This is a genomic window from Candidatus Poribacteria bacterium (genome assembly GCA_026702755.1).
In the GTDB taxonomy this organism is placed as follows: domain Bacteria; phylum Poribacteria; class WGA-4E; order WGA-4E; family WGA-3G; genus WGA-3G.
The window spans coordinates 1-22,830 of record JAPPBX010000101.1; the positions used below are offsets into that span (position 1 = coordinate 1).

Here is a 22,830-nt window from a genome sequence, read left to right on the forward strand (position 1 = left end):
TCGGTCTCCAAAACCGAATGTTGGGGGTTCGAATCCCTCCTGGCCTGCCTTTTAATCTTATGATAGCTCGTTTTAAAAACTATATTCAGGGAATTACTCAGGAATGGCAGCGGGTGTCTAAACCGGACGCGAAAGAGGTTCAAGGCAGCACGATTACCGTCATAGTTGCTTCCGCCCTGTTAGGTCTTTTCATCGGGATAGTTGACGGGAACCCTGCTTTCCCAAGATGGGGAAACCCCTTAGGTTGGCTTTTTCTGGTAATTCTCCCGGTTGCTGTTTTTTTTATTGTAAGAAGTTGGGAAAACCAGCCGCAAAGCAGTAGAGAAAGTGAACTGAGTGGTGGTAATGAGGGAAGCCGGAAAATATTCGCAGCAGCGATAGCGTGTATTCCGTTAATCGCCGTCGTTGTAAGCCAGTACGCCTTGGATAGTCCGCTTGAGGGTTTCGGTATGGCTTTTCTTAGAGCACTTTTTATCCGTTAACGGCAATGTGACACATTAGTGAAATATGGATGGATATTGGTACGTTGTTCAGATATACACCGGGCATGAGAAGAAGGTTAAACTTAACCTCGACAACATGATTGCGAGGGAAGAGTTACAGGACGAAATTTTGCAGGTTAATGTCCCGGAAACCGAAGTGGTAGAGGTTAAAGATAGCCAGCGAAAGGTTAGCGTTCGCCCCTCTTATCCAGGGTACGTTCTTGTCAATACCACCCATGAGCTCGGTCCATACGTTGACAGTCCGATTGGGCAGAGAAGTTGGTCGCTCATACAGGAAACACCAGGAGTTATGAACTTCTTGGGCCCCACTTCACATCCATCACCTCTGAGCCCTGATGATGTTGAAGCAATGCTCCAGATGTCGACTGAAGAAGAGGAAGCCCCGCCAGTACCTGCAATGGAATACGAGATCGGTGACAAGGTCAAGGTGATAAACGGTCCGTTTAGTGGATTCCCTGGCGAAATTGAGGAAATTGATATGGAACACCAACGATTACGCCTCAGTATTTCGCTTTTTGGGCGCTCTACCTCTGTTGATTTGGGTTTGCTTGAAGTCGAGGAACTTAACTAGATTTAAATGGCGTAAAAATAAAATAGGGAAAAATAATGGCAAAAAAAGTAGCAGGTGAAGTTAAACTCCAGTTGGTATCCGGACAGGCAACACCGCAACCGCCTGTCGGTCCGAGTCTCGCGCCGTATATGATTAATCTACAGGAGTTTATCAAATCGTTTAATGCTCAGACGCAACATCAAACCGGAATGGTGGTGACAACCATTGTCACTTGTTATAGTGATCGGTCATTTACCTTTGCGGTAAAATCGCCGCCGGCTGCAATCTTACTCAAATCCGCGGCGAAGATCGCCAAAGGTTCAGGCGAACCTAATCGAAATAAGGTTGCCACCGTCACAATGGATCAGATTCGCGAGATCGCGCAGACGAAATTACCCGACTTAAATACGACAGACTTAGATGCAGCAGTGCGAATGGTGGAAGGTACCGCTCGTAGTATGGGGTTGACAATTAATTAGTGAAATTCGCTTGTTCGACGAAGAGGTATAACATCGTCGGCATAAGGATACTTACTTTGAAACGGGGCTACAGCAATACGCCCATGGAGAACAAGATGGCGAAAAGAGGAAAGCGATACCGCGGCATTAGAGAGCAGGTAGATAGGCTCCAACTTTATACGGTAGACGAGGCTATCTCACTCGTCAAGAATACGGGGGGTGCTAAGTTTGATGAGACTGTGGATTTGGCATCACGTCTTGGTATAGATGCTCGACAAGCAGATCAGAATATCCGAGGCACCGTTGCACTGCCACACGGAACAGGGAAGTCTGCGCGTGTTGTTGTCTTCGCCCAGGGTGATCTCGCGCGGCAAGCTGAAGAAGCTGGCGCAGATTTCGTCGGAACAGATGACCTTGTCGATAAAATCGTAGATGGTTGGCTTGAATTTGACGCGACAATCGCAACACCGGACCTGATGCGCAGTATCATGCCGAAACTCGGACGGGTTCTTGGCCCACGCGGTTTGATGCCGAATGCCAAGGCAGGCACCGTCACAACAGACATTTCCGAAACCGTTCAGAGTATCAAAGCTGGGCAAATCGAATACCGAGTGGAACGCTCTTCCGGTATCGTTCATGTCCCGATCGGCAAAGTCTCGTTTGAGGAAGAAAGCCTTAAACAGAACCTTGATGCAGTGATGAGTGCACTCGTTGCCGCCCGTCCCTCCTCGGTGAAGGGTAGGTATATTCGAAGCGTTGCTATCTCAGCGACAATGGGTGTCAGCGTTCGTATAGATCCGCAGCAATTTGTATAATCTACACGGGATACGATATAGAAATAGCCTTCACAGTTGAATAGAGTCGTAGAATGTAGGTGCTATGGGCTTAATTTTGCCTACCGAGGCTTGAATGGATAGAAACAGAAGGGTGCGGTCGAAGCGTACGCAAGGTCTTGCCGTCCACTGTTCACTTCTCCTTAATATGAGCCTCCAGGTGCCTGGGGGCTTTTTGCATGCAATCGTATACCCAATTGACAGTTTTATAGAGAAACCGAGGCAGTGTGCCGCGGTCAACACACAACCCACATAGAAAGGAATTGGAACATGCCGAATGAGGCGAATGTTCATCAAACAGAGCAAATTCGCGAGATTTTCGACAGTGCTGATGTTGTTCTGCTAACAGACTTTCAGGGACTTACCGTTGCGGAAATTAGCGAGCTGCGCAATCAGCTCCGAGCAGCAGGTCTCCGTTATAAAGTCTGTAAGAATACATTAGTAAATGTCGTTGCCCAAGAGAGAGGTATTGAAGGGTTGGCACCTTATCTCAAAGGAAATACAGCCCTTGCTACTGGCACAGATCCAGCAGCATCCTCAAAAATCTTGCTTGAATTTGGCGAAGAACACGAAAATTTTAAGATCAAAGGCGGGATTCTTGGAACCCAGGTCATTGACGCTGCAGGTGTTGAATCGCTCCAAGATATGCCGTCCCGAGAAGTCCTAATTGGCAAGACCGTCGGTCTCATCAGTGCACCGCTTACCGGGCTTGTCCGGACTCTCGATCAGGGTTCACCTATTACAGGTATGGTGAATGTACTCAGTGGAACAATACGTCAGGTAGCCTCTGTGCTCACACAGGTTGCTGACCAAAAGAAAGAGGCGGAAAACGCCTAAATCAAAGCGCGTATTGCGCATATACTAAATATTGTGGGGAAAGTCGGTTACGATGATTTAACCCTGCATGGCTTGATCAGAAAACTTCTAATCAAGTTAATTTGGTACTACTTATAGAAAGGATATGAACATGGCCGCAGATTTAGAGAAAATGATTGACGAGATTAGCAATATGACGGTTCTGGAACTTTCCGAATTGGTCAAAGCGTTAGAGGATAAATTCGGTGTAAGTGCGTCAGCCGCCCCGGCTGTCGCTGTGGCAGGGGTAGCAGCACCCGCCGCCGGTGCGGAAGAGGAAGCCGCTCCGGAGGAAGAGAAAACGGAATTTGACGTTCAACTCAAAGACTTTGGTGCCAAGAAAATTCCTGTCATCAAAGAGGTTCGCGCTATCACCGGACTCGGCTTGAAGGAAGCGAAAGAAAAAGTCGAATCCGCGCCTGTCATCATTCAAGAAGGTGTCTCTCAAGAGGATGCCGAAAAGACAAAAGAGCAGCTCGAAGCCCTTGGTGCCGAAGTTGAAATCTTATAGGTGGAAGTACACCGCCTTACAACATAGACTGCGCGCTTAACCGCACGCGGTAGGTAAACCCATTATGGTTCTTGATTATAGCGATGCACGAACTCATCGCTCTACAGCGGACTATAATGGGTTTTCGTTTTTTGTTAAAGCAATAATCTCCGGAAGTGCAGATACAAGTTTGATTAAAACCTAATCTGCTGGAAAATACCAACGTATTACCTATGTTCAGTATCGTTGATGTCTTTTATCTTGTTTTCAGTCAGCTCGCGGTTGGCGGGTTTATTCTGCTTCTCATAGTTCCAAAAGATTTGGTAGGTGCCAATTTTTATCGCTTGATGGGAAGTATCTACTTGCTTGTAGGGGGTTTATCGCGTTGTGCAAACCTTGCTCTCTATCAACAACCTGTCACATTTCGCAGTTTTTTCGGATTCTGGCAGAACCCAGAGTCCATTTCTGTTATCTGTTTCGTTCTGATTGTCCTTTTTTACACATTGAGCTGGTGGTTCAAAGCACTACTGGTCACCCGACTCCTTTTCTTTAGTGGGGCAATTTGCGGCGTAGTATGGATTGTCTTGAGCGCACAGCGTTATCTTCAAGTTGTTCAACTCCCCGCTGAGATGTTTCTGTTACCGCTTCAGTTCTTGACAGCGTCTGTGTTATTGGGTGCCGTCCACAGCGGAATGTGGTTTGGACACTGGTATCTCGTGGTGCCTGATTTACCAGTGACATATCTGAAACGGTTTAATACCGTATTACTCTATACCCTTTTGGGTATGACACTGCTTCTCTGCCTGAACCTCTTTTTCAGACAGCAATCTGTGGATGTTGTACCTTTTAACCTTTTCTATCAAATCATTTTTAGTATGCGGATGCTGATTGGCATCGCGGGAACGCTGTTTCTCTATTTTATTACGTGGGATTGCTTGCGTCCTAAATCGGTTGCCCGCGATGTCCTTGGGGCGACACGGGCTGCAACAGGCTTCCTTTTTATTGCCATTATAACAGTATTTCTGGGCGAGTTTTGCAGTCGGTTGCTGCTTCTGGAAATGCGATTCATTTTTTAATTTTTTGGAATCGAATTTCGTTGTAATTTAAATTTCAGATATGCTAAAATGACTATATCCATTAAAAACTTGAGGAGGCACATAATGAAATCCCAAATTTTCTATGAACCCGAATCAATGAGTCTTGAAGACCGGCCCGTACCGGCAGCAGGGGACAACGACCTATTGGTCCAAGTGCGTTCAGTAGGCATCTGTGGTTCGGATGTCGCATACTATTTCGGTAATAGTTCACTCGAAACAGATGACGGGAAGGGACCCCTTATTCTTGGACACGAGTTCACTGGTGAAGTCGTTGAAGTGGGTAGTGAAGCAGGATCAACAGGTGGATTTAAAGTAGGGGACAGAGTTGTCGTTAATCCCGTTCAATCGAACCCAGACTCTTTTTGGAGCCAGAAAGGATTGTCCAACTTGTGTCCAGAAAAACGTGTCTTAGGTGTTGGTGTTGACGGTGGTTTTGCGGAATACGCGGTTTCTGATTATCGCTGGACGGTCAAACTCCCCGATAACGTAACTTATGACCAGGGAGCGTTAACAGAACCTCTGGCATGCGGACTTTATGCTGTCAATAATCTCAATGCTGAGGAAGGACAAACTGCCGTTGTCTTCGGACCGGGCCCTATCGGTCTAATGATGGTACAAGTTCTAAAGAGCCGCGGTTTGAAAAATGTCTTGCTCGTTGGAACCCGCGACTACCGCTTGGATTGCGGTAAGGAGCTCGGCGCAGATGTCGTCGTCAATGTTAGTGATACCGGTTCCCCACATTATGTTGAAGACCTTGGTGCTGCAATTCAGGAACTCAATAACGGAGAATTGGCGGATCGCGCAATTACGGCTACCAGCTCGCTTGACGCAATTCACACGGCACTCGAAGTTACAGGTAGGCACGCGACTGTCGTTATCTTTGGGCTTCCTGGCGATACAGACGTGATGCAGGTTCCTATCCTTGACACTATTCTCGATGATAAAACTATCAGGTTCTCTTGGCTTGCTCCCGATACATGGGAAGAGGCTGTCCAGCTGATTTCGAGTGGCGATGTCAATATGGACAAAATCATCAGCCACGAGTTTTCACTTGAATCACTCGTTGAAGGGATAACCAAGGTTCGCAACCGCGAAGACGGTTGTACCAAGGGCTTGATAAAAGTCTCCGCCTAACCGGTAAGTAACATGGGCATCCCATTTTTTATCCTTTTTGCCCTTTCAATCGCTTTTCTATCACTTGGGATAACTGGGTGGGGTGGCTTCGTCTCGGTGGAATGGCCTCAACAGGATTCACCCGATGCAAACAGCGACAACACCGTGGCTGTCACCCCTTACCTGAGTTTTCAACCCAATTATTGGGCGATCGCACAGTGTTTCACAGGGTTTCTATTGTTTTTAGCGAGTCTCTATTTTATGGGCTTTTTCCTCTATCTTGAAGAGCGAGAAAGCGGTAGGATAATGAAGAACGTTAAAAGTTTCGCCAAACTGCGACAGTTTATGGAACGACATCAGAAGGGGGACACTTCAGAATGAATTCGCTCATAAGATTTTTCGTTAGCAAACCGAAGCGGTCCCGGATGCTGATAGGTATCGGATTGCTGTTTGGCATGGTATGCTGTTTTACGACAGCCGATGCCAAAATCGACCCAGAGACAGTGGCTGGAATCTGGCTTTTCGATGAAGGTACTGGGAAGACCACTGCAGATTTATCCGGCAATGGGAACGATGGTGAACTCAAAGAGGGCGCGAAATGGGAAGATGGACAATTTGGGCAGGCAGTCATATTTGATGGGAAAGACGATTACGTTGAAATTGCTCCCTCACCGCTGTTCAATTCGGAGGAGTTCACTGTCACCTTCTGGATGCATCCTACAGCTGTCGGAGGCAACAACCCGGCGGGTAAAGGCTCAGCCACCCTTGTCATTGCGAACGGTAACCCTGGAGACGGTGGCGGAGCGAATTGGTGGTTTGAGTTCTGGAATGGCGGCAACTTTGAATTCAAAAGTTGTCAAGCAGGTTGCGCCGCCGCGAACACACCGGTGAACAAACCGAATGAATGGTATTTTATCGCTGGTATCTACAACGGCACTGAGTATGAACTCTATATTGATGCTACATTTAAGGCAAAAGGACCGAACAAAGTCGGCGCACCGGAAAAGGGACTCCTTATCGGTAGTGGATTGTGTCCGGCTGGTCATGGATGTGACGGTGGCTATTTCAAAGGCATCATTGACGATGTGGCAATGTTTAGCAGTATCCTGAGTGAAGCGGACCTGAAAACGCTCATGGACCAAGGTGTGGGAAAAGTACTCGGTGTTGCGCCGGTAGAACCCATAGGCAAATTGACAACGACGTGGGGTAATTTGAAAAGACGTTAAAACGTCAAGCCCCGTCAACGTGGAACGACGATTGAAAAACGATTTACTTCTTCGCGCATCAAAATGTCTACCGGTAGAACGTGTCCCCGTTTGGATGATGCGGCAGGCAGGCAGATCAGATCCCGTTTACCGGCAGATTCGACGTGAGCTTAACCTTCCGTTGGAACGACTCTTTCGGACGTGTCCTGCACCGATGTTGCAGACCGATGTCGAATCAGCAGTCAAAATTTCACTGCTGCCTAAACGTATCGGTGTTGATGCCATCATTGTTTACAAAGATATTCTCACCCCACTCGCCCCTATGGGCGCGCATTTCCGGTTTAATCCCGGTCCTATTTTAAGCTCACCCATCCGGACGCGAGCCCAAGTCAACGTCCTTCAATCCGTTGATGACCCACCCACACAATTAGCGTTTACGGGAAACGTCATTCGCGAGTTACGGGAAACCTTGAATGAGGAACTACCACTGATCGGTTTTGCTGGGGCACCTTTGACGATCGCCTTTTTCCTCATTGTAGGGGAGAGTCCCATCAAGCATGGCGGAGGAATGTCGGAAAAAGCCACTCCTGTCTTCCAAATGATAGAAGAGGCACCGGAGCTCCTACATCTCCTGTTAGAAAAACTAACGAAGATGACAATTAACTACTTGAATTATCAAATCAGCGAAGGGGTTCAAATAGTGCAACTCTTTGAATCTATTGCGGACATCTTGCCCAGGCGGATTTATGAAGAATTCGCACTTCCTTACCACCAACGAATTTTCGTCGAACTCAATTCAGAGGCACCCAGCATTCTTTTCGCAAAGGAGTGCAATTATCTGGATTTAATGCATCAGAGTGGCGCAGATGTCCTAAGTGTGGGAAAGTGTGTAGACCTCGGCAAAGCCAAAGCGGAAATAAATGGTACTGTCGCTTTCCAAGGAAATGTTGATAACGATATCCTCCGGGACGGAACCCCTGATGACATCACGGCAGCAGTCGATGCCTGCTTAAAACAGGGTGGGAAAACCGGACATATTTTGAATTTGAGTCACGGGCTACACAGAGACACTCCTTTTGAAAACGTCAAACATTTCGTAAATATCGCAAAAAGACTGTAGGGAAATTAATGAGAAACATTCCGGAAAACCCGTTTGCGCCACGACAATACGGACAACTCGTTAAAGTAACAGAACGGGTATATCTCTTTCGCAATATCGTCAACTCTTCTATTATTATTGGGGATAAAGGGGTTGCAGTAATTGATACACAAGTGAACCAAATGATGGCACGACGATTGCGCAGTGCGATTCGTACTATCACAGATAAACCGATCTTATACGCAATTAACACCCACTATCATTGGGACCATACCAATGGGAACGTTATTTTTCATGAAGTTGGCGCGACCGTCGTTGCACGCGAGATGACAAAAGATTTTATGGTGAACAGATCGCCGCGTCAAGAAGCGTTCCTTCGTTCCCGGGGTTTTACGCTCGGTGATCCGCCTTTCCTCCCGCAGCAGACCTTCACTGACGAAACCGAATTGGATTTGGGTAATCAACCTTTGCACCTCGTTCATTTAGGAAAGGCGGAAACAGATGATGCCACTGCCATTAGGATTCCAGCGGAAGATTGCATCGTTTCCGGTGACACCGTCATGACAGGAAGTTTTCCAATTTTCGGTCAACCTGTGATGAACGAAGGTCTCATGGCAAACCACGATTGGATTAATACAATTAAAGAGCTCCGTACATACACACCTAAAGCCGTTCTTCCGGGTCACGGACCCTTGGCATACGATGCCGAAATCGATTTGTTACTTGAGATTGAGACTTATTTTTTAACGGAGGTCCGAAAGCGTGTTGAACAAGGGATGTCCTTAGCCACACTGCTTGCCGAGATGGAAGCCAATCTACCTGACTGGATTCGAGATATTGCTGAGGTCTGGGGGACCCCTCGTTATGCGATTTTAAGGGTATATCGCGGGTTGATCGACGATCCGGAGCCGGGCTGGCAGCACTTGAAACCTTCAGCTATTCCAACTGCGGATGCCGAAGCCCTTCGTCAAAATACATCCGAACTCAAAGCGTTTGAAATGTACCGGGAAACCGCTGAAGAGGTTGCAGAGGGCAACGATTTCGGCTTAGCCATCGCTATTTTGAAAGCTGCGACGCAGAAATATCCGAATTTTCCTGACGCATGGACGGCGTATGCAAGTCTGCTTACGCAAGCATCTCGCATCGTATCAAGCGTCCTTGAGAAGGGTGATTTCTTCGCTGAGGCGAAAAAAGCAATTGATATTGCACTTGGATTGGATCCGGATTGTGCGCCGGCGCACCTTTTGCGTGGGTATAACCACATACTCTCTGCCTACCGTAACGGTGATGACACAAAGGCGGGATTGGAGTCTGTTTACAAAGCCCTCGTCATTGGAATTCAGGGCACGCAGCTCGCACAAGCATATTTTTGTATTGGACTCGCGCACCGCGCAAACGGGGACGAGACCTTGGCACGTGAATCCTTTGCGAAGGCGATCGCTGCTGACGCAAGGTATATGCCGGCGCAGTTGGCTAACATAGCATAGGAGAAAAATAAAAATGAAGTATGATAGTGTTTTATTGGTTGCATTTGGCGGTCCGACACCCGGATGCTGTAAAAAATATAATAACAATACCTGTCCTGGTGAAGCCTACTGCTTTGTTGAAGGAATTGCCGGGGAGGCAGAATCTCAAAGAGAACGCGTAAAAGACATCTCAGCACATTACGTAAAATTGGGCGGATTTTCACCTTTCAACGAATTGACCTTCAAACAAGCTGCCGCATTAGACGATGCGTTGCGTGCGCGTAATCTGCCGCTTCCTGTCTATGCTGGATTTAGACATTGGAACCCCTACTTAAAGGAAGTCATCGCAGAAATGACACAGAAGGGATACCGTAAGATACTCGGCATCATCATGGCACCACACCAGTCCAAAGTCAGTTGGGAATGGTATCAGCAAACGGTCCAAGATGGAATTGATGCACTGGAGGGTGAGAAGCCTACTGTTGATTACCTTGAGCCGTGGTACACACACGAAGGCTATGTCGGTGCTATCGCTGAAATCATTAAAACCGCGTGTGGTGACAAATTAGCGCGTGCTGAGCTTGTTTTTACAGCGCATGCAATTCCACAGGTCTCCGCGGACACCTCACCCTATACACAACAGTTCGCAAAAACAGGTGAGGCAGTCGCTCAAAAGATCAGAAAAACTCGGTTCGGTTTGGCATACCAAAGCGAAGTGGAAAACAGTCCGATACCGTGGACACAACCGGATATCAACGACTGGCTTAAAGCCCGAAAAAACGATGGTGTTGATACCGTTGTCGCCTCGCCTATCGGTTTCCTCTGTGACCATGTTGAAGTACTCTATGACTTAGACATAGAAGCGACTGAAACGGCGGAGGCGTGCGGCATTGATTTTATTCGGGCGGGAACGGTCGGTGCGCATCCGAAATTTATCGGCATGTTAGCAGACTTTGTATGTGAAAAATCTGCGGAGTGAGAGTGAAGGTCGAACGGACTCGTTTGACTGTGATGCTCTTGTGCTCTTGTTCATGCTGGATACGGATTGGAAGTTTTAAATGAAGAACCTGGATTGAGAGTTCTCATGTCGAAAAACTCAGTTAGAAAGCGTGCAATTGTTATTGGGGGCGGTATTACAGGGTTAGCCGCGTGCTATCGCTTGCAACGCGAGGCAGCACAACGCGATATTCCGCTTGACCTGATACTCCTTGAAGCAAGTGAGCGTGTCGGCGGCGTTATTCAAACTGAACATCGCGACGGTTTTCTCATTGAGCACGGACCCGATGCATTTATTTCAACGAAACCGTCGGCAAAGGCTTTATGTGAGGAACTCGGTATCGCAGATCAACTCATCGGTACTAACTCAAAGGTCCGGCGGAGTTTTGTAATCCGCAATGGAACGTTACATCCTGTCCCGGAAGGCTTTTATATGATGGCACCGGGTTCTTTCATGCCATTCCTAAAAAGCCCGCTCTTTAGTTGGCACGGCAAATTGCGAATGGCATTCGATCTCTTTATTCCGCGTAGGGAAAGAGATACGGATGAAGCCGTAGCGCACTTCGTCAGGCGGCGCCTTGGCACCGAAGCCTTCACACGGATGGCACAACCTATGATAGGAGGCATTTACACCTCGGATGCCGAAAATTTAAGTCTCAAGGCGACCTTTCCAAGATTCTTAGAGATGGAGAAAACGCACGGGAGCATCATCAAGGCACTGCGCGCACAAAAAAAGCAGGCAGCCGAAACCAGCCGAGACACGAGTGGACCGCGCTATAGCCTCTTTCTCTCTTTTAAATCTGGAATGCAGACCTTGATTGATAAGCTTACTGAAGCCGTATTCGACAGTATTAGGTTAAATGCCCGCGTAGAACATATTCAACAAACACCTGATGATAACGGGTGGATCGTTTCCCTTGCCAATGGGGAAACGCTAAATTCAGAACTCCTCTGCATCGCCCTTCCAACACCACAAACGGGGACACTTGTCCAAGACGTATCAAAGCCACTTGCCACAAAACTTGATGCTATCCCTTATGCTTCCTCGGCAACGGTTAACTTCGCTTTCCGCCGTTCAGACGTTACGCATCCATTGAATGGTATGGGATTTGTCGTCCCAGCTACGGAAAATCTATCTCTTATCGGATGTTCCTTCAGTAGCGTTAAATTTGAAAGCCGTGCGCCTGCTGAACATGTTCTGTTACGTGCCTTTGTTGGCGAACCTACGTCTAAAAAAAGTGAAACAGAACTTATTGAGTTATGTCAAGCGGACTTAACACCACTTCTCGGATTCAAAAACGCTCCACAGTTTGCTATCGTTAGCACGCATTCACAGGCGATGGCACAGTATCAGGTGGGACACCAAGACCTTGTCAGTGATATAGAACGGTTCGCGAATGGATTACAAGGATTCGCACTTGCAGGAAACGGTTATCATGGGGTTGGCATTCCAGACTGTATTCGGAGTGGAGAGGCAGCAGCCCTTTCACTCTTAGATACACTGTGAGGGTGTGATGGATTTTACGATGGCGCGCCGAGGCATAGTCGTTGTATGTTTGGGGTTATGTGGATATGTATTGGTGACATTAAGTAGCAAACTTGCGCCCCGCGCTGAAAACACTAAAGATCGCGTGGCGGAAGCATATCAAGGATTTCAGGAAGGGAAATGTAAAAGCTGCCATCCTGCAATCTGGCGGGAGTGGGAAGGTTCGATGCACGCGAAGGCGTGGGTTGATGAAATCTATCAGGAGGTCGCAAGTCAAGTTCCGGACAGAGAGACAAAATGTGACCAGTGTCATGCTCCGCAACCGATTCTCATCACGGGTGTAGGAAAGATGCCGGAACTCAGGACTGAACACCGGGAAGCAGGCGTTTCATGCCTCGTCTGCCATCTCGATGCTGAAGGTGCGATGCACGGACCACAAGCAAGCGCAGAGACCTATTTCCACGCCAACGTGACCGATCCCATCTATACAGCACCAACAACACTCTGTAGTACTTGTCATGGTCAGCCAACTGTCCCTGAGCATGACCAAGTTTCCAGTTTTCTAAATAGTAAATTCGCTGAAGATGATAAAAGTTGCGCGACGTGTCACATGCCGATTGTGAATCGGCTACAAAGCACAGCTAGTTATGAAAGCATTAAAGGCAGGAAACACACGTGGCGCGGAAGTCGTAGTGTCGCACAACTCAGACGTGCTGCGGCACTTCAACTTGAGATCACGCCTGAAAAGGTAAATGTGAAACTTCAGAGCAAGACCGGACACATTTTACCGGGTGGGACATTGCGTACTATTATGCTTGAAATGGTGCAGCTCACTTCAGAGAATGGTGTACGTCAGAAGAAACGAGTCTCAATTTCTGCTGGAGAAGAAAATCGGCTTCTTCCAGATGAAAACAGAATTTATGTTTTCGACACACCATCCAGGGTACCCGGCGACACAATTACAGTTCGCCTCATGTATCAATTGACACCGAAAACACCGGAATCCGAGTGGATATTGATGGCAGAGAAAAATCACGTTGTGCCTTGAGACACTAAGTGTTCATATTCGGTAATGAATCGAGACCGAGCAATCGTTTTAGGGTCGGTGTCGCGCGGGATACAACCGCCTCTGATACTAATTCAAGATGTGCTTGCTGCGGTTTCAGGATGGAGCGACAGAAAAAACCGAGTAACCCAACACGCGTTTCATTCGTTCTATTTTCTGAGGATCCGTGCCATATTGCCCCGTTGACAATTAAAACGGAACCCCGTGGTCCACAAATCTGCAGCTCGTCGGCATATTCCACACCCGGTTCAGGTAATGCCTCGAGCCGCCGATGGCTCCCCGGGACACAACTGGTTGCTCCATTTTCAAGTGTAAAATCATCCAGAAACCATACGCTGTTAGCAACCATAGGGAAGTTTGGACGCGGTGTGGGAAGTCCTGATAATGGGTAATCAATATGGAGACCGGTATCAGGCGCGCCTGGATAAAGCACATTTACGGTAAAGGAGCTCAGTGTGCAATCCGCGCCGAGTAGATACTCCATAGCGGCAAGCATTTTTGGATGTTGAATGGTTTCTTCAAACATCTCGCCTTTGTCAATGAGATTCCAGACGCGTTGCGCGCTGTCATTGGCAAGATATGTGTGCCCCTTGCCGGCTTTTTGTTCCGCCTCAGCGAGTGCCAAAGCACTTTCTCGAAGCTGCGCTGTTGTGTCTGGAGGTATCAGACTTTCGAGAAGCAGAAAACCGTGCTGATCCAGTTGATTCTTTTCAGATTCGGTCAAGACAGTCATGTTTTTCTCCGATGCTATTTTTTCTTGACAGTTTAAGCGTTTTCTGGTAATATGTCAAATAGATTGTAAATTTCTGCTTAAAGAGGTGGAAATTTTCAGCCAGAATTCCGATTTTGATTTGACATATTTTGTAAATTGTGGTATTATAATAAGCGGACTGCAATTTAATCTGATGATATACCAATGCGGCGGGAACAAATTTACCGATTGCATAAAAAATCACGTAACTGCAGGACGATTTTGTTACCGGTTTCGTCCGTGTAACACTCATGTCTCTAACACGTAATGATTAAATGCTTGCTTAATTTTGCCACTTTTTGATAAAATAAATAATAGAAAAATTCCCGCAAGGTTGAACATGGAAGTTAGATGCCGCTTTCCATCTATTTTTGACCTGTGCCGTATGCTACACGAACCCTATCCTACGGCTACATCCGTATCGGGAAATTTTAATGCTCGTTGGTAGGATGTTAATTGGATGGGCAAACATCTACCCCGGACGTCTTTTTTGTATTCTCGCTTGCCCATCTAAGAAACTCAGTACTTAGTCTTGCGAGCGCGCAGACTTAACGAGGAGGATGAGTTAATGAAAAAACGAACACTCGTTTGTTTTTTGATTTTTACACTGTGTGTTTTTTACACTTCAATTCCGAACACGGTTTTCGGGCAGGAAGCGGAAGCCTCTCTCGCTGTCAAGGTACGTGACAAATACATTGATTTGTTTCAGCGTGACGATGTTAAGGCACTTCTGCCAGAGATTTTGAACGGACTTAAGACAGCAGAGGTTGATGATATCGGTGGTACCATTGATTTAGCTATCAGTCTTATTAACGCTGGGTCGGCCGCAACCCTGCAGACGGTCGCTCAAGGACAAGGGATCATACTAACAGACGACCATATAGCACTTCTGTCAGATCCAGATGTCCAAGCGTTACTGCAAGATGAAGACGTTAAAACATTGCTTCAAGATCCAGTAGCAATTGACGAACTTGCAGGGTTGTTGTTGCCGCCTCCGTCAACCGATGAAGAGACGACTCCATCAACGGATGAGGAAACCACTCCGTCAACCGATGAAGAGACGACTCCATCAACGGATGAGGAAACCACTCCGTCAACCGATGAAGAGACGACTCCATCAACGGATGAGGAAACCACTCCGTCAACCGATGAAGAGACGACTCCATCAATGGACGAGGAAACCACTCCGTCAACCGATGAAGAGACGATTCCATCAATGGACGAGGAAACCACTCCGTCAACCGATGAAGAGACAACCCCACCAGATGAAGTTATACCCCCGCCGGTAACAGCTCCAATGGCAGATCCAATTCCTTCGATAATGCCTACAAATGAAGCACTTTTGGGCAAATCTCGGCTTGGTGGACTCTCGCATAACACGATCTCCGGAAGGAAATTTGTGCAGGATCTTTTCATGGTGGCTACCGGACAACCGATTGAAAGTTTAGCAGGTTTCGGACTCACTCAAGACGCATTGGTTGCAATGGTGGTTGAAGAGATTGCTAAGTTGGTCGGACAAGAAATTCCTTTCCCAAAAAATCAGATCCTGAATCTTCTAGCTGATCCCGATATCCGAATTTTCGCTGGAAAATTAGGGGAAACGGATTTAGAACAAGGTTTAGACCCCGAGAATTTTGGGAACGCGATTACACCTCTGCCGCTTGATCTTATCTATGATGATAGGATGGGTGACAAGACCGACCCGAATCGAAAATATCTGACTCGCAATAATTTGAATCTTTACGTTCGCGTTCCGCTGCCAGCATCAAATATCGGTGGTGTTACGTTTCAGTCCAGTGACGGAACGCTGCAAGCAAAGGGTCGGTTGGTTGGTGATCCGACGGTCCTGGGTTCAGAGTTGATCCGCCATACCTTCCGATTGGAAGAGGCTCTTGCTGCTACTAACTTACCGGCATGGCCCGCTCTGGAAGATAGTCTTGAGCAGCTTTTTGAAGAGGTTACCCTCGTCCACCATTATGGACTGAATGGGGATCCTGTTGAGCATCCCATGGATCCTATATTCGGACCAAATGGCGTTGTTTGGGAAGCTGAGATAGGGGTCGTACCAGGTAGTAGTTATTATTACTTTCATGTGACGCTTGCTGACGAGTTAACTCTGGAAGTTTTGGATCGCGAAAAACTCGCAGCCCTTGCTAAGGAAACATTGGCTGGTAATCTCGCCACAATATCAGAAGTCCTGAGTGCAACAAAAACCTATCCGATTCGTGAGTGGTCGATGCCAGACCCGCGCAATCTCCAATTAACGAATCGTGGGATTCTTGAGGAATTATTTGATGACAATTTCAGGGCAGTATTCAACACAGCTGTGGGTTCGATAATTACAGAGTCCTTGGCAAGTGGTCAATTACCGTCTCCACAACAGTTGCTGAACGCACTTGGAAAACATCGATGGAGACTTCAGAATATACTCCTGCGTAATGCTAACAGAGTGACAACAGAATTTGAGGAATCGTTTGATCCGATGTTGTCTTCTGTTTTCACTATCCCAAAGGTCAATCCGGAATATGGGTCACTCTGGGTTCCTGAAACTCAGTTCGATAATATTCCCGATGGCAACTATTTTTTGGGTGCTGTTGTCCATGATGTGAATGGGAACCCCTTAGATTTAATGCAAGGTGAGTTCACCGTTGATACCAGTGCACCAGAAGCCGATGTTGAAATCAGTTCAGGTGTCAACACAGTCGGTTATGAAAACGACGAAGGTGTTTACGTTGCCACTTCCTTGGAACCGGGTGCTGCTACCTTGACAGTCACAGGTGTACCGGGATTAAAACCAAGTGATAGAGTTGCACAGGCTGAAGGATATCTCGTTTATCAAATAATTGGGTTGAATGAAGACGGAACACCCTATCTCGGTGATCCATCGCTCCAACGCCCGAACACTTGGATGCCGCTAACGCCTGAGGCTACCCTGCTTGCCTCGACGATATGGGATCAAACCATAGCGCAACTTGTAGGTCAAAATGTTCTTCCTGAGGAGATTGAATTTGGTGGTGTAACTGTACCGACCCAAACGCTAACCTTAAACACGGTATTAGCTTTCCTTGGGACACCTCTTGGACTTGGGTTCCTACAAGACAATTTAAACCCGTCTCTTGAGGACTTAGGCGAATTGCTAAATATGCACCTGCAATTGGACGCTGATGTAGCGCAATCGCTCGTTGACGTTTTAGGAGTAACGGTAGACATCGTTAATGCTGTGCCAATCACTTATGGCGAGCCGCCAAATGGTAATAGTTTGATGATGCTTGCACAATTGGGTGAAGATGTCCTCGCAGGGGATTATGGGATTCGCGCAATGGGGATTGATACGCTCTTCAATGTAAGTTCTCATACTGCGCCAACACATCTCAGGATTGTTTATTCAAGTGATCCTGCACATCAGGACCGTGCAAGCGTAACGTTTGTTGTGGTTGGTGATTGTAACTTGGACGGCGATATGGATGACCTCTTTGAAAGTGGTCCTGTCGGTAACGTCACAATCTTCAACAATACCACAGAAAATGTTGTCTTAACTGTTACAGTTGACCATCGCTCACCACATCCTGCCGCCGTTATGGTGCAGTACATGGATGCAAGTGGCGCATGGCAAAACATCGGCGAACTTGATCTCGCAGGAACCCAAACAGGTTCAACATTGGAGATCGGTTGGAATGTCTCTGATTTTGAAGCATTGTTGGGTGGCAATGAGATGAGCCAGGTAATGGTTCGCGCTGTGGCAACCAACGCACTGCAAATTACAGATGTCAATCCGATGCAGGGTGTCATCAACTTAGATGCCGGTATTTGTCCGTTAGATCCTGAGGTTGTTGGAATTACGGTGGCTCCAGTTCCCCCGACTGTTACTAACCCGGATAGTGGTGGACGACAAGGCACACTCATGCTTACTGCGTATACACCGAGCCGGACTTCTACTCCTATTAGTTCTGTCCGCTTGGCTGCCACGGGTCCTCAAGCTGCTGAATGGGTGATTGAAAGCAGTGAAACTGCTGAGCACATTGAGGGTCAAGAACTTGCTGACCTCCTTGGTGATCTCGTCAACACTGTGGGACCTGACAAACCAGTTGTCTCTGTCAATACTACCTACCAGAAATGGGTGGCTACTGTGGATACCACAACTTTGGCAGATACTATCACCGCAGATAGTCCAGCAGCACGAGATGCATCTAAAGATGAAAACCAGTATGTGGTAGTGGGGTATGCGAACACCAACGGAACCGAAGTTCCACCGATTCCTGGTGTTGAGGCAAGATTCTCTGTTGACAATGTTGACGATGTCGCGCCACTCGGTCCGACAAACGTCAGTGTAACAAGCGTTGAGGCGACCGATAGCATCTTTGAAGACGCTGGCGATGGCAGCTACACCGTTGGTGGTCTCGTTGATAAGTATGACGATGCTGTCAGTTCACCTATGGCTACCCTTACCATTGAGCCGATGGCTGAACGGAAAACCTACGCATCTGTCATGTTACAAACGGACGCTGAAGGCATTGTTATTGGTGACGTAACCGAAACCGCTGAAGGCAGTGGCATTTTCATGGTAACTATTGATGTCGGCACGCTTGCTGACGGTGAGACGTACCTGGAAAACGGAACTTATATGTTCCATGCCCTCGCTTATGACGGATCTCCTGACGGACCTGATGAACAGTACGGCAATATCCAAGAGGATATGTCCGCAACGGATGGAACCAGAATCTCGGTGACTGTTGCAAACACTCGCCGACCGGCTCCTCAAGTTCTGGCGTTTGCTGTCGGTGATCCAGCACAGACGAACCCGGATAGTGGTGCACCTCAGGGAACCATAGCACTTTACGGCTATTCACCTGAAATCACTTCGGCACCTACCACCTCTCTGATGTTTGAAGTTAAACGCAAGAACGACACAGAGTGGACTCAGGTCGGCACTGCCTCCGAAAGTAGTCCAGTTACTACAGTTGACGATGCAAAACTCGCAGCAGCAGACGTAGCGGACGTAGCAGATGTTGCCGGAGGGAATGTTGTAAAATCTGACACCTATCAAAGGTGGATGATTGAGGTAGATACAACAACTCTTGAGGATAGCATTACTGCTGATAGTCCTGGTGCGCGTGATGCCTCCAAGGATGACAATCAGTACATGGTGCGTGCGACTGCAAGTGCCGCAGCTGATGGAAGCGAGACGCTCTCTGCTGACGATGTCACTGCGATGTTCTCTGTTGACAATGTTGACGATGTCGCGCCACTCGGTCCGACAAACGTTAGTGTAACAGGTGTTGAGGCGACCGATAGTGTCTTTGAAACCGCTGAGGATGGCAGCTACACCGTTGGTGGTCTCGTTGATAAGTATGACGATGCTGTCAGTTCACCTGTGGCTACCTTCACCATTAAGCCAACAGCGGATAGAAAGACCTACAAATCTATCAGGTTCGTAACCGACATTGAGAACCTTGTTGTTGGCGACGCGACCGAGACAGCCGAAGGCAGTGGTATTTTCGAGGTAACTGTTGATGTCGGTACACTTGCTAACAGTGAAACATACTTGGAAAATGGAACTTATATGTTCTATGCCCTCGCCTTTGACGAGTTCGGCAACGAACAAGCCGATGACTCTGAAACGGATGGGTCGAAAATCTCAGTGACAGTTGAAAACAGTTATCGACCAGCTCCCGAGATCTTCGCGATCACGACCGACCCCGCAGCACAGACAAATCCCGATAGCGGCGCACCGCAGGGAATCCTTGTACCTAACACGTACACCCTCGGTGAGAGGACCTCTCCACCTATCACTTCAGTGCGTGTTGAAGTTAAACGTCAAGATGCTGATGATTCTGAGTGGAAAGAGGTTGGTGTGACCACCGAAGGCACTGTTATTAGCGAGGAAGAATACCAAGAACTAAAGCAGAGCGATGCTGACTTCATCGCTGATTTTGTTGGTGTCGCAGCTGAAGCTGTCGTTGATGGTGAAGCAACCGCACCGATTCATAAACATCAAGCCTACCAAAAATGGTCGGTTAGCGTAGATACGGTAGCATTGGAATTAGAGGATACCATCACTGCGGATAGTCCCGCAGCGCGAGATGTAGCCCAAGATTCTAATCCGTATATCGTACGTGCAATCGCACTTTCCGCTGCAAACGAGAGTGAAACAGCAGCCCCCAGTGGTGTTCAATCAAGGTTCTCACTTGACAACGTTGACGATGTTGCACCGCTCGGACCGACAAATATTGTCGCTGTCACTCATGTTGCCGAAGGCGTTGACGCACAGCCCCCCATTGCAGCGAATGAAGATGGGAGTTATACGGTTGGTGGTATTGTTGATGAATCAGTACCGTCACCAATGATTATGCTTACGGTTGAACCGACAGCTGAGCCGAAAACCTACGCGGCAGGTTCAGTAAGGTTGGTGCAAACCGATGTAGATGGCAACCAAATCACTGCCGATAGCGAACCGGGAGTTTTAGAAGCACCGACAGTCGATATCGGGATGCTTGCAAATGGAACCTATATGTTCCATGCGCTCGTTATTGATGAATTCGGTAATGTGCAAGCCGATGATTCTGAAACTGATGGGTCGAGAATCACAGTGCATGTGCTGAACTTCCGAACCTCCGATATCAGCGATTTGGCGGTCATAGCTGTTGACGGTGTGGATGTTGCAGACGCACCTGCTGAACCGATCCCACTTCGCAATTCGGTCGCTGTAAGTTTCATGGTTGCTAACGGCTCATTAGCCGCAGACCACCTGAGTGGTGCTATTAACGGAAGCGCAGTTCCGAGCGAAAGTGCGGAAGATCCAGAAAATACCTTCTCACTTACGGTAATGGAACTTTCAGCACTGCCGGATGGTATGTATACACCGGATGGTGTCGTCACCCAATGGAACGGTTCAGTCCCGTTCTCGTTGGCAATGATTAACCTTGATAACACCGGTCCGATGATTACGATTGAGACTCCTTCAGAAGACCATACGGTGGATAGCTTGCCGACCGTTCATGCGACATATAATGACGGTGAAGGTAGCGGTCCAGACAGCACTGGTAAGGAAGTCTTAGCTTGGGCAACGACGGAACTTGCCGATGGACCGACTGTTGGTTTGGTACGCACTCTGCCCGAACAAGGTAATCAAGATATTCCAGTCGAGCAGGCTGCCATTGAAACCGATGCAACAACACTGGTTTACACTCGTAATGACCAACTTGCCGGTGGCGCGTATAAAATAACCGTTAGCGTTGCTGATGTTCTCGGTAACATCGGTGAAGCCACACGCGAATTCGCTATCAGTGGTACAATACCTACGGTCGCTATTCAGTCACCTGCTGGTGGTCAAACCGTTGAAGACGGTCGTCCGCTCATTAGCGGTGAATTCTCGGGTGCTGGCACTGTTGAGATAACCACATTTACCATTGACGGTACAGATGCTACACCAGAGGTAGATGGAAATCGGTTCTCTTACACGCCAGGATCAGATCTCAGTGGTGGATCGCACACGGTTGTTGTTGAAGTCACTGACGGCGATGGTAAAACGGCACAGACATCTGCTACCTTTACGGTGAAGACGGATACAACGCCGCCAGTCATCTCTGCAGCGGCTCCATCTGGTGTCATCACGGGTGATAGTTGGGTAACGCTCTCAGCGGTTGTTACCGATGAGCAATCGAGCGTCGTAAGTGTGAAGTTCGGTATAAATGACAAACCGTTTCGCTCAGTACCACTTGCACAAATCGCTGCAGGACGAGTTGAAGTTGCTGATAGTTTCACAGCGGGAACGCACACCGTAAGAGTTGTTGCGATCAGCGAAGGTGGAACAACCGAACATTCTTGGACGTTCACATTAGTCGTTGATAACGCTGCACCTGCAATCACCTCAATTACGCCGTCTGGAACTATCCGTGGCGGGCTCCCGGTCATCTCGGCAAGTGCCAGTGATGAATCAGGTGTTGATGAAATGGTCATCACCTTGTGGGATAGCAACGGTAAAGAGGTGAAGGGGAAGACAGCAGATGATGGCGAAAGCGATGTTGAAGGTATCACGCGTTTGGATTTCAATCCTGAAGCTCCGCTTGATGAAGGGACTTACACGATTGAGGTCCGTGCGACGGATACGATCGGCAACTCTGCCACAGCGAAGGGGAATTTCTCGATCGACTTTGATACTGCTGCGCCTGTCATCACGATGGCATCGCCACAGAATGAGGCACGCCTGATTGAACGTCGTCCGCAGATTTCGATAACCTACGCGGATGCTGAATCCGGTGTAGATGTCGATTCTATCCGCTTCGTTTTCGACGATAAACTGATTAACCTCGCACCGAACCAGAAATCGGCATCACAGGTTCTATACACCCCACCTGCCGATCTCGCTTTCGGGCAGCATACAGTTAAACTTGAAGTATCCGACATGGCGCATAAAGAGGGCAACGTTTCTGACAAGAACAGTGGGGCCCGTAAGGCAAACATGGCGGTTCACGAGTTTACATTCTTTGTTGAGAGTGAGGAAGGCCCAGTATTGGCATCGCGTCCGATTAACGCACCCAATCCGTTCAAGGATAATACTCGTATTTCCTTCACACTGACTCGACAGTCCACGGTAAGTATTGTCATTTATGACATGACCTTCCGTCCGGTTCGAGTCCTTGTGGATAACGAAGTTTGGGATGCAGGCGAGTACGTTGGCAAAGGCGCAATCGGTTGGGATGGAACTACCACCGCTGGCGAAGATTTAGCTCGAGGCGTTTACTACTGTCAAATTATAGTGGCAGACGGTTTCGAGCCAGAGTACGCCATTCTCAAACTCGCACTGACGCGCTAAGTAAACGGCAGTTTGCATATCGGGAATTGGACATCCGTCCAGTTCCCGAT

17 protein-coding genes and 1 other annotated feature are annotated in these 22,830 nt (G+C 47.9%); of the genes, 16 read left to right on the forward strand and 1 reads right to left on the reverse strand.

The annotated features are described in order from the left end of the window. Window positions 1-59: 59 nt before the first annotated feature. The 15 genes from secE to OXH39_20105 all read left to right on the forward strand — a co-directional run bounded on the left by secE (window position 60) and on the right by OXH39_20105 (window position 13,199). Window positions 60-482: a preprotein translocase subunit SecE gene (secE, locus tag OXH39_20035; protein MCY3552754.1), complete on the forward strand. Its 423-nt coding sequence runs from the start codon at window positions 60-62 to the stop codon at window positions 480-482. 25 nt (window positions 483-507) lie between these two features. Beyond that, complete coding sequence (gene nusG / locus OXH39_20040; GenBank protein ID MCY3552755.1) at window positions 508-1,074, forward strand: transcription termination/antitermination protein NusG; 567 nt, start codon at window positions 508-510, stop codon at window positions 1,072-1,074. A 35-nt stretch (window positions 1,075-1,109) separates the two neighbouring features. Next, window positions 1,110-1,532, forward strand: coding sequence for a 50S ribosomal protein L11 (rplK, locus tag OXH39_20045; GenBank protein MCY3552756.1), 423 nt, complete (start codon window positions 1,110-1,112; stop codon window positions 1,530-1,532). 95 nt (window positions 1,533-1,627) lie between these two features. Continuing rightward, window positions 1,628-2,326: a 50S ribosomal protein L1 gene (gene rplA / locus OXH39_20050; protein ID MCY3552757.1), complete on the forward strand. Its 699-nt coding sequence runs from the start codon at window positions 1,628-1,630 to the stop codon at window positions 2,324-2,326. A gap of 28 nt (window positions 2,327-2,354) precedes the next feature. Next, window positions 2,355-2,531, forward strand: a sequence feature (ribosomal protein L10 leader region). 83 nt (window positions 2,532-2,614) lie between these two features. Continuing rightward, entirely contained in the window at window positions 2,615-3,181 is a 567-nt protein-coding gene (rplJ, locus tag OXH39_20055) for a 50S ribosomal protein L10 (protein MCY3552758.1), read from the forward strand. 130 nt (window positions 3,182-3,311) lie between these two features. Next, a complete protein-coding gene (gene rplL, locus OXH39_20060) occupies window positions 3,312-3,710 on the forward strand; it encodes a 50S ribosomal protein L7/L12 (protein ID MCY3552759.1) in 399 nt (132 codons plus the stop codon). Between the two features lie 212 nt (window positions 3,711-3,922). Next, entirely contained in the window at window positions 3,923-4,765 is an 843-nt protein-coding gene (locus OXH39_20065) for a hypothetical protein (GenBank protein MCY3552760.1), read from the forward strand. Between the two features lie 84 nt (window positions 4,766-4,849). Beyond that, window positions 4,850-5,920, forward strand: coding sequence for an alcohol dehydrogenase catalytic domain-containing protein (locus tag OXH39_20070; protein MCY3552761.1), 1,071 nt, complete (start codon window positions 4,850-4,852; stop codon window positions 5,918-5,920). Between the two features lie 12 nt (window positions 5,921-5,932). Then, on the forward strand, window positions 5,933-6,280 hold the full coding sequence (locus OXH39_20075) for a hypothetical protein (protein ID MCY3552762.1): 348 nt from the start codon (window positions 5,933-5,935) through the stop codon (window positions 6,278-6,280). After that, entirely contained in the window at window positions 6,277-7,125 is an 849-nt protein-coding gene (locus OXH39_20080; GenBank protein ID MCY3552763.1) for a LamG domain-containing protein, read from the forward strand. Before OXH39_20075 ends, OXH39_20080 begins: the two co-directional genes overlap by 4 nt. A gap of 31 nt (window positions 7,126-7,156) precedes the next feature. Further along, window positions 7,157-8,224, forward strand: a complete 1,068-nt coding sequence (locus OXH39_20085; protein ID MCY3552764.1) for a uroporphyrinogen decarboxylase — start codon at window positions 7,157-7,159, stop codon at window positions 8,222-8,224. 8 nt (window positions 8,225-8,232) lie between these two features. Next, entirely contained in the window at window positions 8,233-9,690 is a 1,458-nt protein-coding gene (locus tag OXH39_20090) for an MBL fold metallo-hydrolase (protein MCY3552765.1), read from the forward strand. Between the two features lie 13 nt (window positions 9,691-9,703). Then, entirely contained in the window at window positions 9,704-10,648 is a 945-nt protein-coding gene (gene hemH, locus OXH39_20095; protein ID MCY3552766.1) for a ferrochelatase, read from the forward strand. Window positions 10,649-10,753: 105 nt separating this feature from the next. After that, the gene (gene hemG, locus OXH39_20100; GenBank protein ID MCY3552767.1) at window positions 10,754-12,172 is read left to right on the forward strand and encodes a protoporphyrinogen oxidase; all 1,419 of its coding nucleotides are present in this window, start codon (window positions 10,754-10,756) and stop codon (window positions 12,170-12,172) included. Between the two features lie 7 nt (window positions 12,173-12,179). Beyond that, a complete protein-coding gene (locus OXH39_20105) occupies window positions 12,180-13,199 on the forward strand; it encodes a multiheme c-type cytochrome (protein MCY3552768.1) in 1,020 nt (339 codons plus the stop codon). Between the two features lie 4 nt (window positions 13,200-13,203). Here the strand turns inward: OXH39_20105 and OXH39_20110 are convergent, their stop codons facing one another. Continuing rightward, complete coding sequence (locus tag OXH39_20110) at window positions 13,204-13,950, reverse strand: phytanoyl-CoA dioxygenase family protein (GenBank protein ID MCY3552769.1); 747 nt, start codon at window positions 13,948-13,950, stop codon at window positions 13,204-13,206. A gap of 586 nt (window positions 13,951-14,536) precedes the next feature. Between OXH39_20110 and OXH39_20115 the strand changes: the two genes are divergently transcribed. Continuing rightward, window positions 14,537-22,780 (forward strand): Ig-like domain-containing protein, encoded by an 8,244-nt coding sequence (locus tag OXH39_20115; GenBank protein MCY3552770.1) that lies wholly within the window; start codon window positions 14,537-14,539, stop codon window positions 22,778-22,780. The last annotated feature ends 50 nt before the right edge of the window (window positions 22,781-22,830 follow it).

What these genes read in the sequence shown, in the direction of transcription:
- secE (MCY3552754.1), top strand. Translation starts at nt 60, where the DNA reads ATGATAGCTCGTTTTAAAAACTATATTCAGGGAATTACTCAGGAATGG.
- nusG (MCY3552755.1), top strand. Translation starts at nt 508, where the DNA reads ATGGATGGATATTGGTACGTTGTTCAGATATACACCGGGCATGAGAAG.
- rplK (MCY3552756.1), top strand. Translation starts at nt 1,110, where the DNA reads ATGGCAAAAAAAGTAGCAGGTGAAGTTAAACTCCAGTTGGTATCCGGA.
- rplA (MCY3552757.1), top strand. Translation starts at nt 1,628, where the DNA reads ATGGCGAAAAGAGGAAAGCGATACCGCGGCATTAGAGAGCAGGTAGAT.
- rplJ (MCY3552758.1), top strand. Translation starts at nt 2,615, where the DNA reads ATGCCGAATGAGGCGAATGTTCATCAAACAGAGCAAATTCGCGAGATT.
- rplL (MCY3552759.1), top strand. Translation starts at nt 3,312, where the DNA reads ATGGCCGCAGATTTAGAGAAAATGATTGACGAGATTAGCAATATGACG.
- OXH39_20065 (MCY3552760.1), top strand. Translation starts at nt 3,923, where the DNA reads ATGTTCAGTATCGTTGATGTCTTTTATCTTGTTTTCAGTCAGCTCGCG.
- OXH39_20070 (MCY3552761.1), top strand. Translation starts at nt 4,850, where the DNA reads ATGAAATCCCAAATTTTCTATGAACCCGAATCAATGAGTCTTGAAGAC.
- OXH39_20075 (MCY3552762.1), top strand. Translation starts at nt 5,933, where the DNA reads ATGGGCATCCCATTTTTTATCCTTTTTGCCCTTTCAATCGCTTTTCTA.
- OXH39_20080 (MCY3552763.1), top strand. Translation starts at nt 6,277, where the DNA reads ATGAATTCGCTCATAAGATTTTTCGTTAGCAAACCGAAGCGGTCCCGG.
- OXH39_20090 (MCY3552765.1), top strand. Translation starts at nt 8,233, where the DNA reads ATGAGAAACATTCCGGAAAACCCGTTTGCGCCACGACAATACGGACAA.
- hemH (MCY3552766.1), top strand. Translation starts at nt 9,704, where the DNA reads ATGAAGTATGATAGTGTTTTATTGGTTGCATTTGGCGGTCCGACACCC.
- hemG (MCY3552767.1), top strand. Translation starts at nt 10,754, where the DNA reads ATGTCGAAAAACTCAGTTAGAAAGCGTGCAATTGTTATTGGGGGCGGT.
- OXH39_20105 (MCY3552768.1), top strand. Translation starts at nt 12,180, where the DNA reads ATGGATTTTACGATGGCGCGCCGAGGCATAGTCGTTGTATGTTTGGGG.
- OXH39_20110 (MCY3552769.1), bottom strand. Translation starts at nt 13,950, where the DNA reads ATGACTGTCTTGACCGAATCTGAAAAGAATCAACTGGATCAGCACGGT.
- OXH39_20115 (MCY3552770.1), top strand. Translation starts at nt 14,537, where the DNA reads ATGAAAAAACGAACACTCGTTTGTTTTTTGATTTTTACACTGTGTGTT.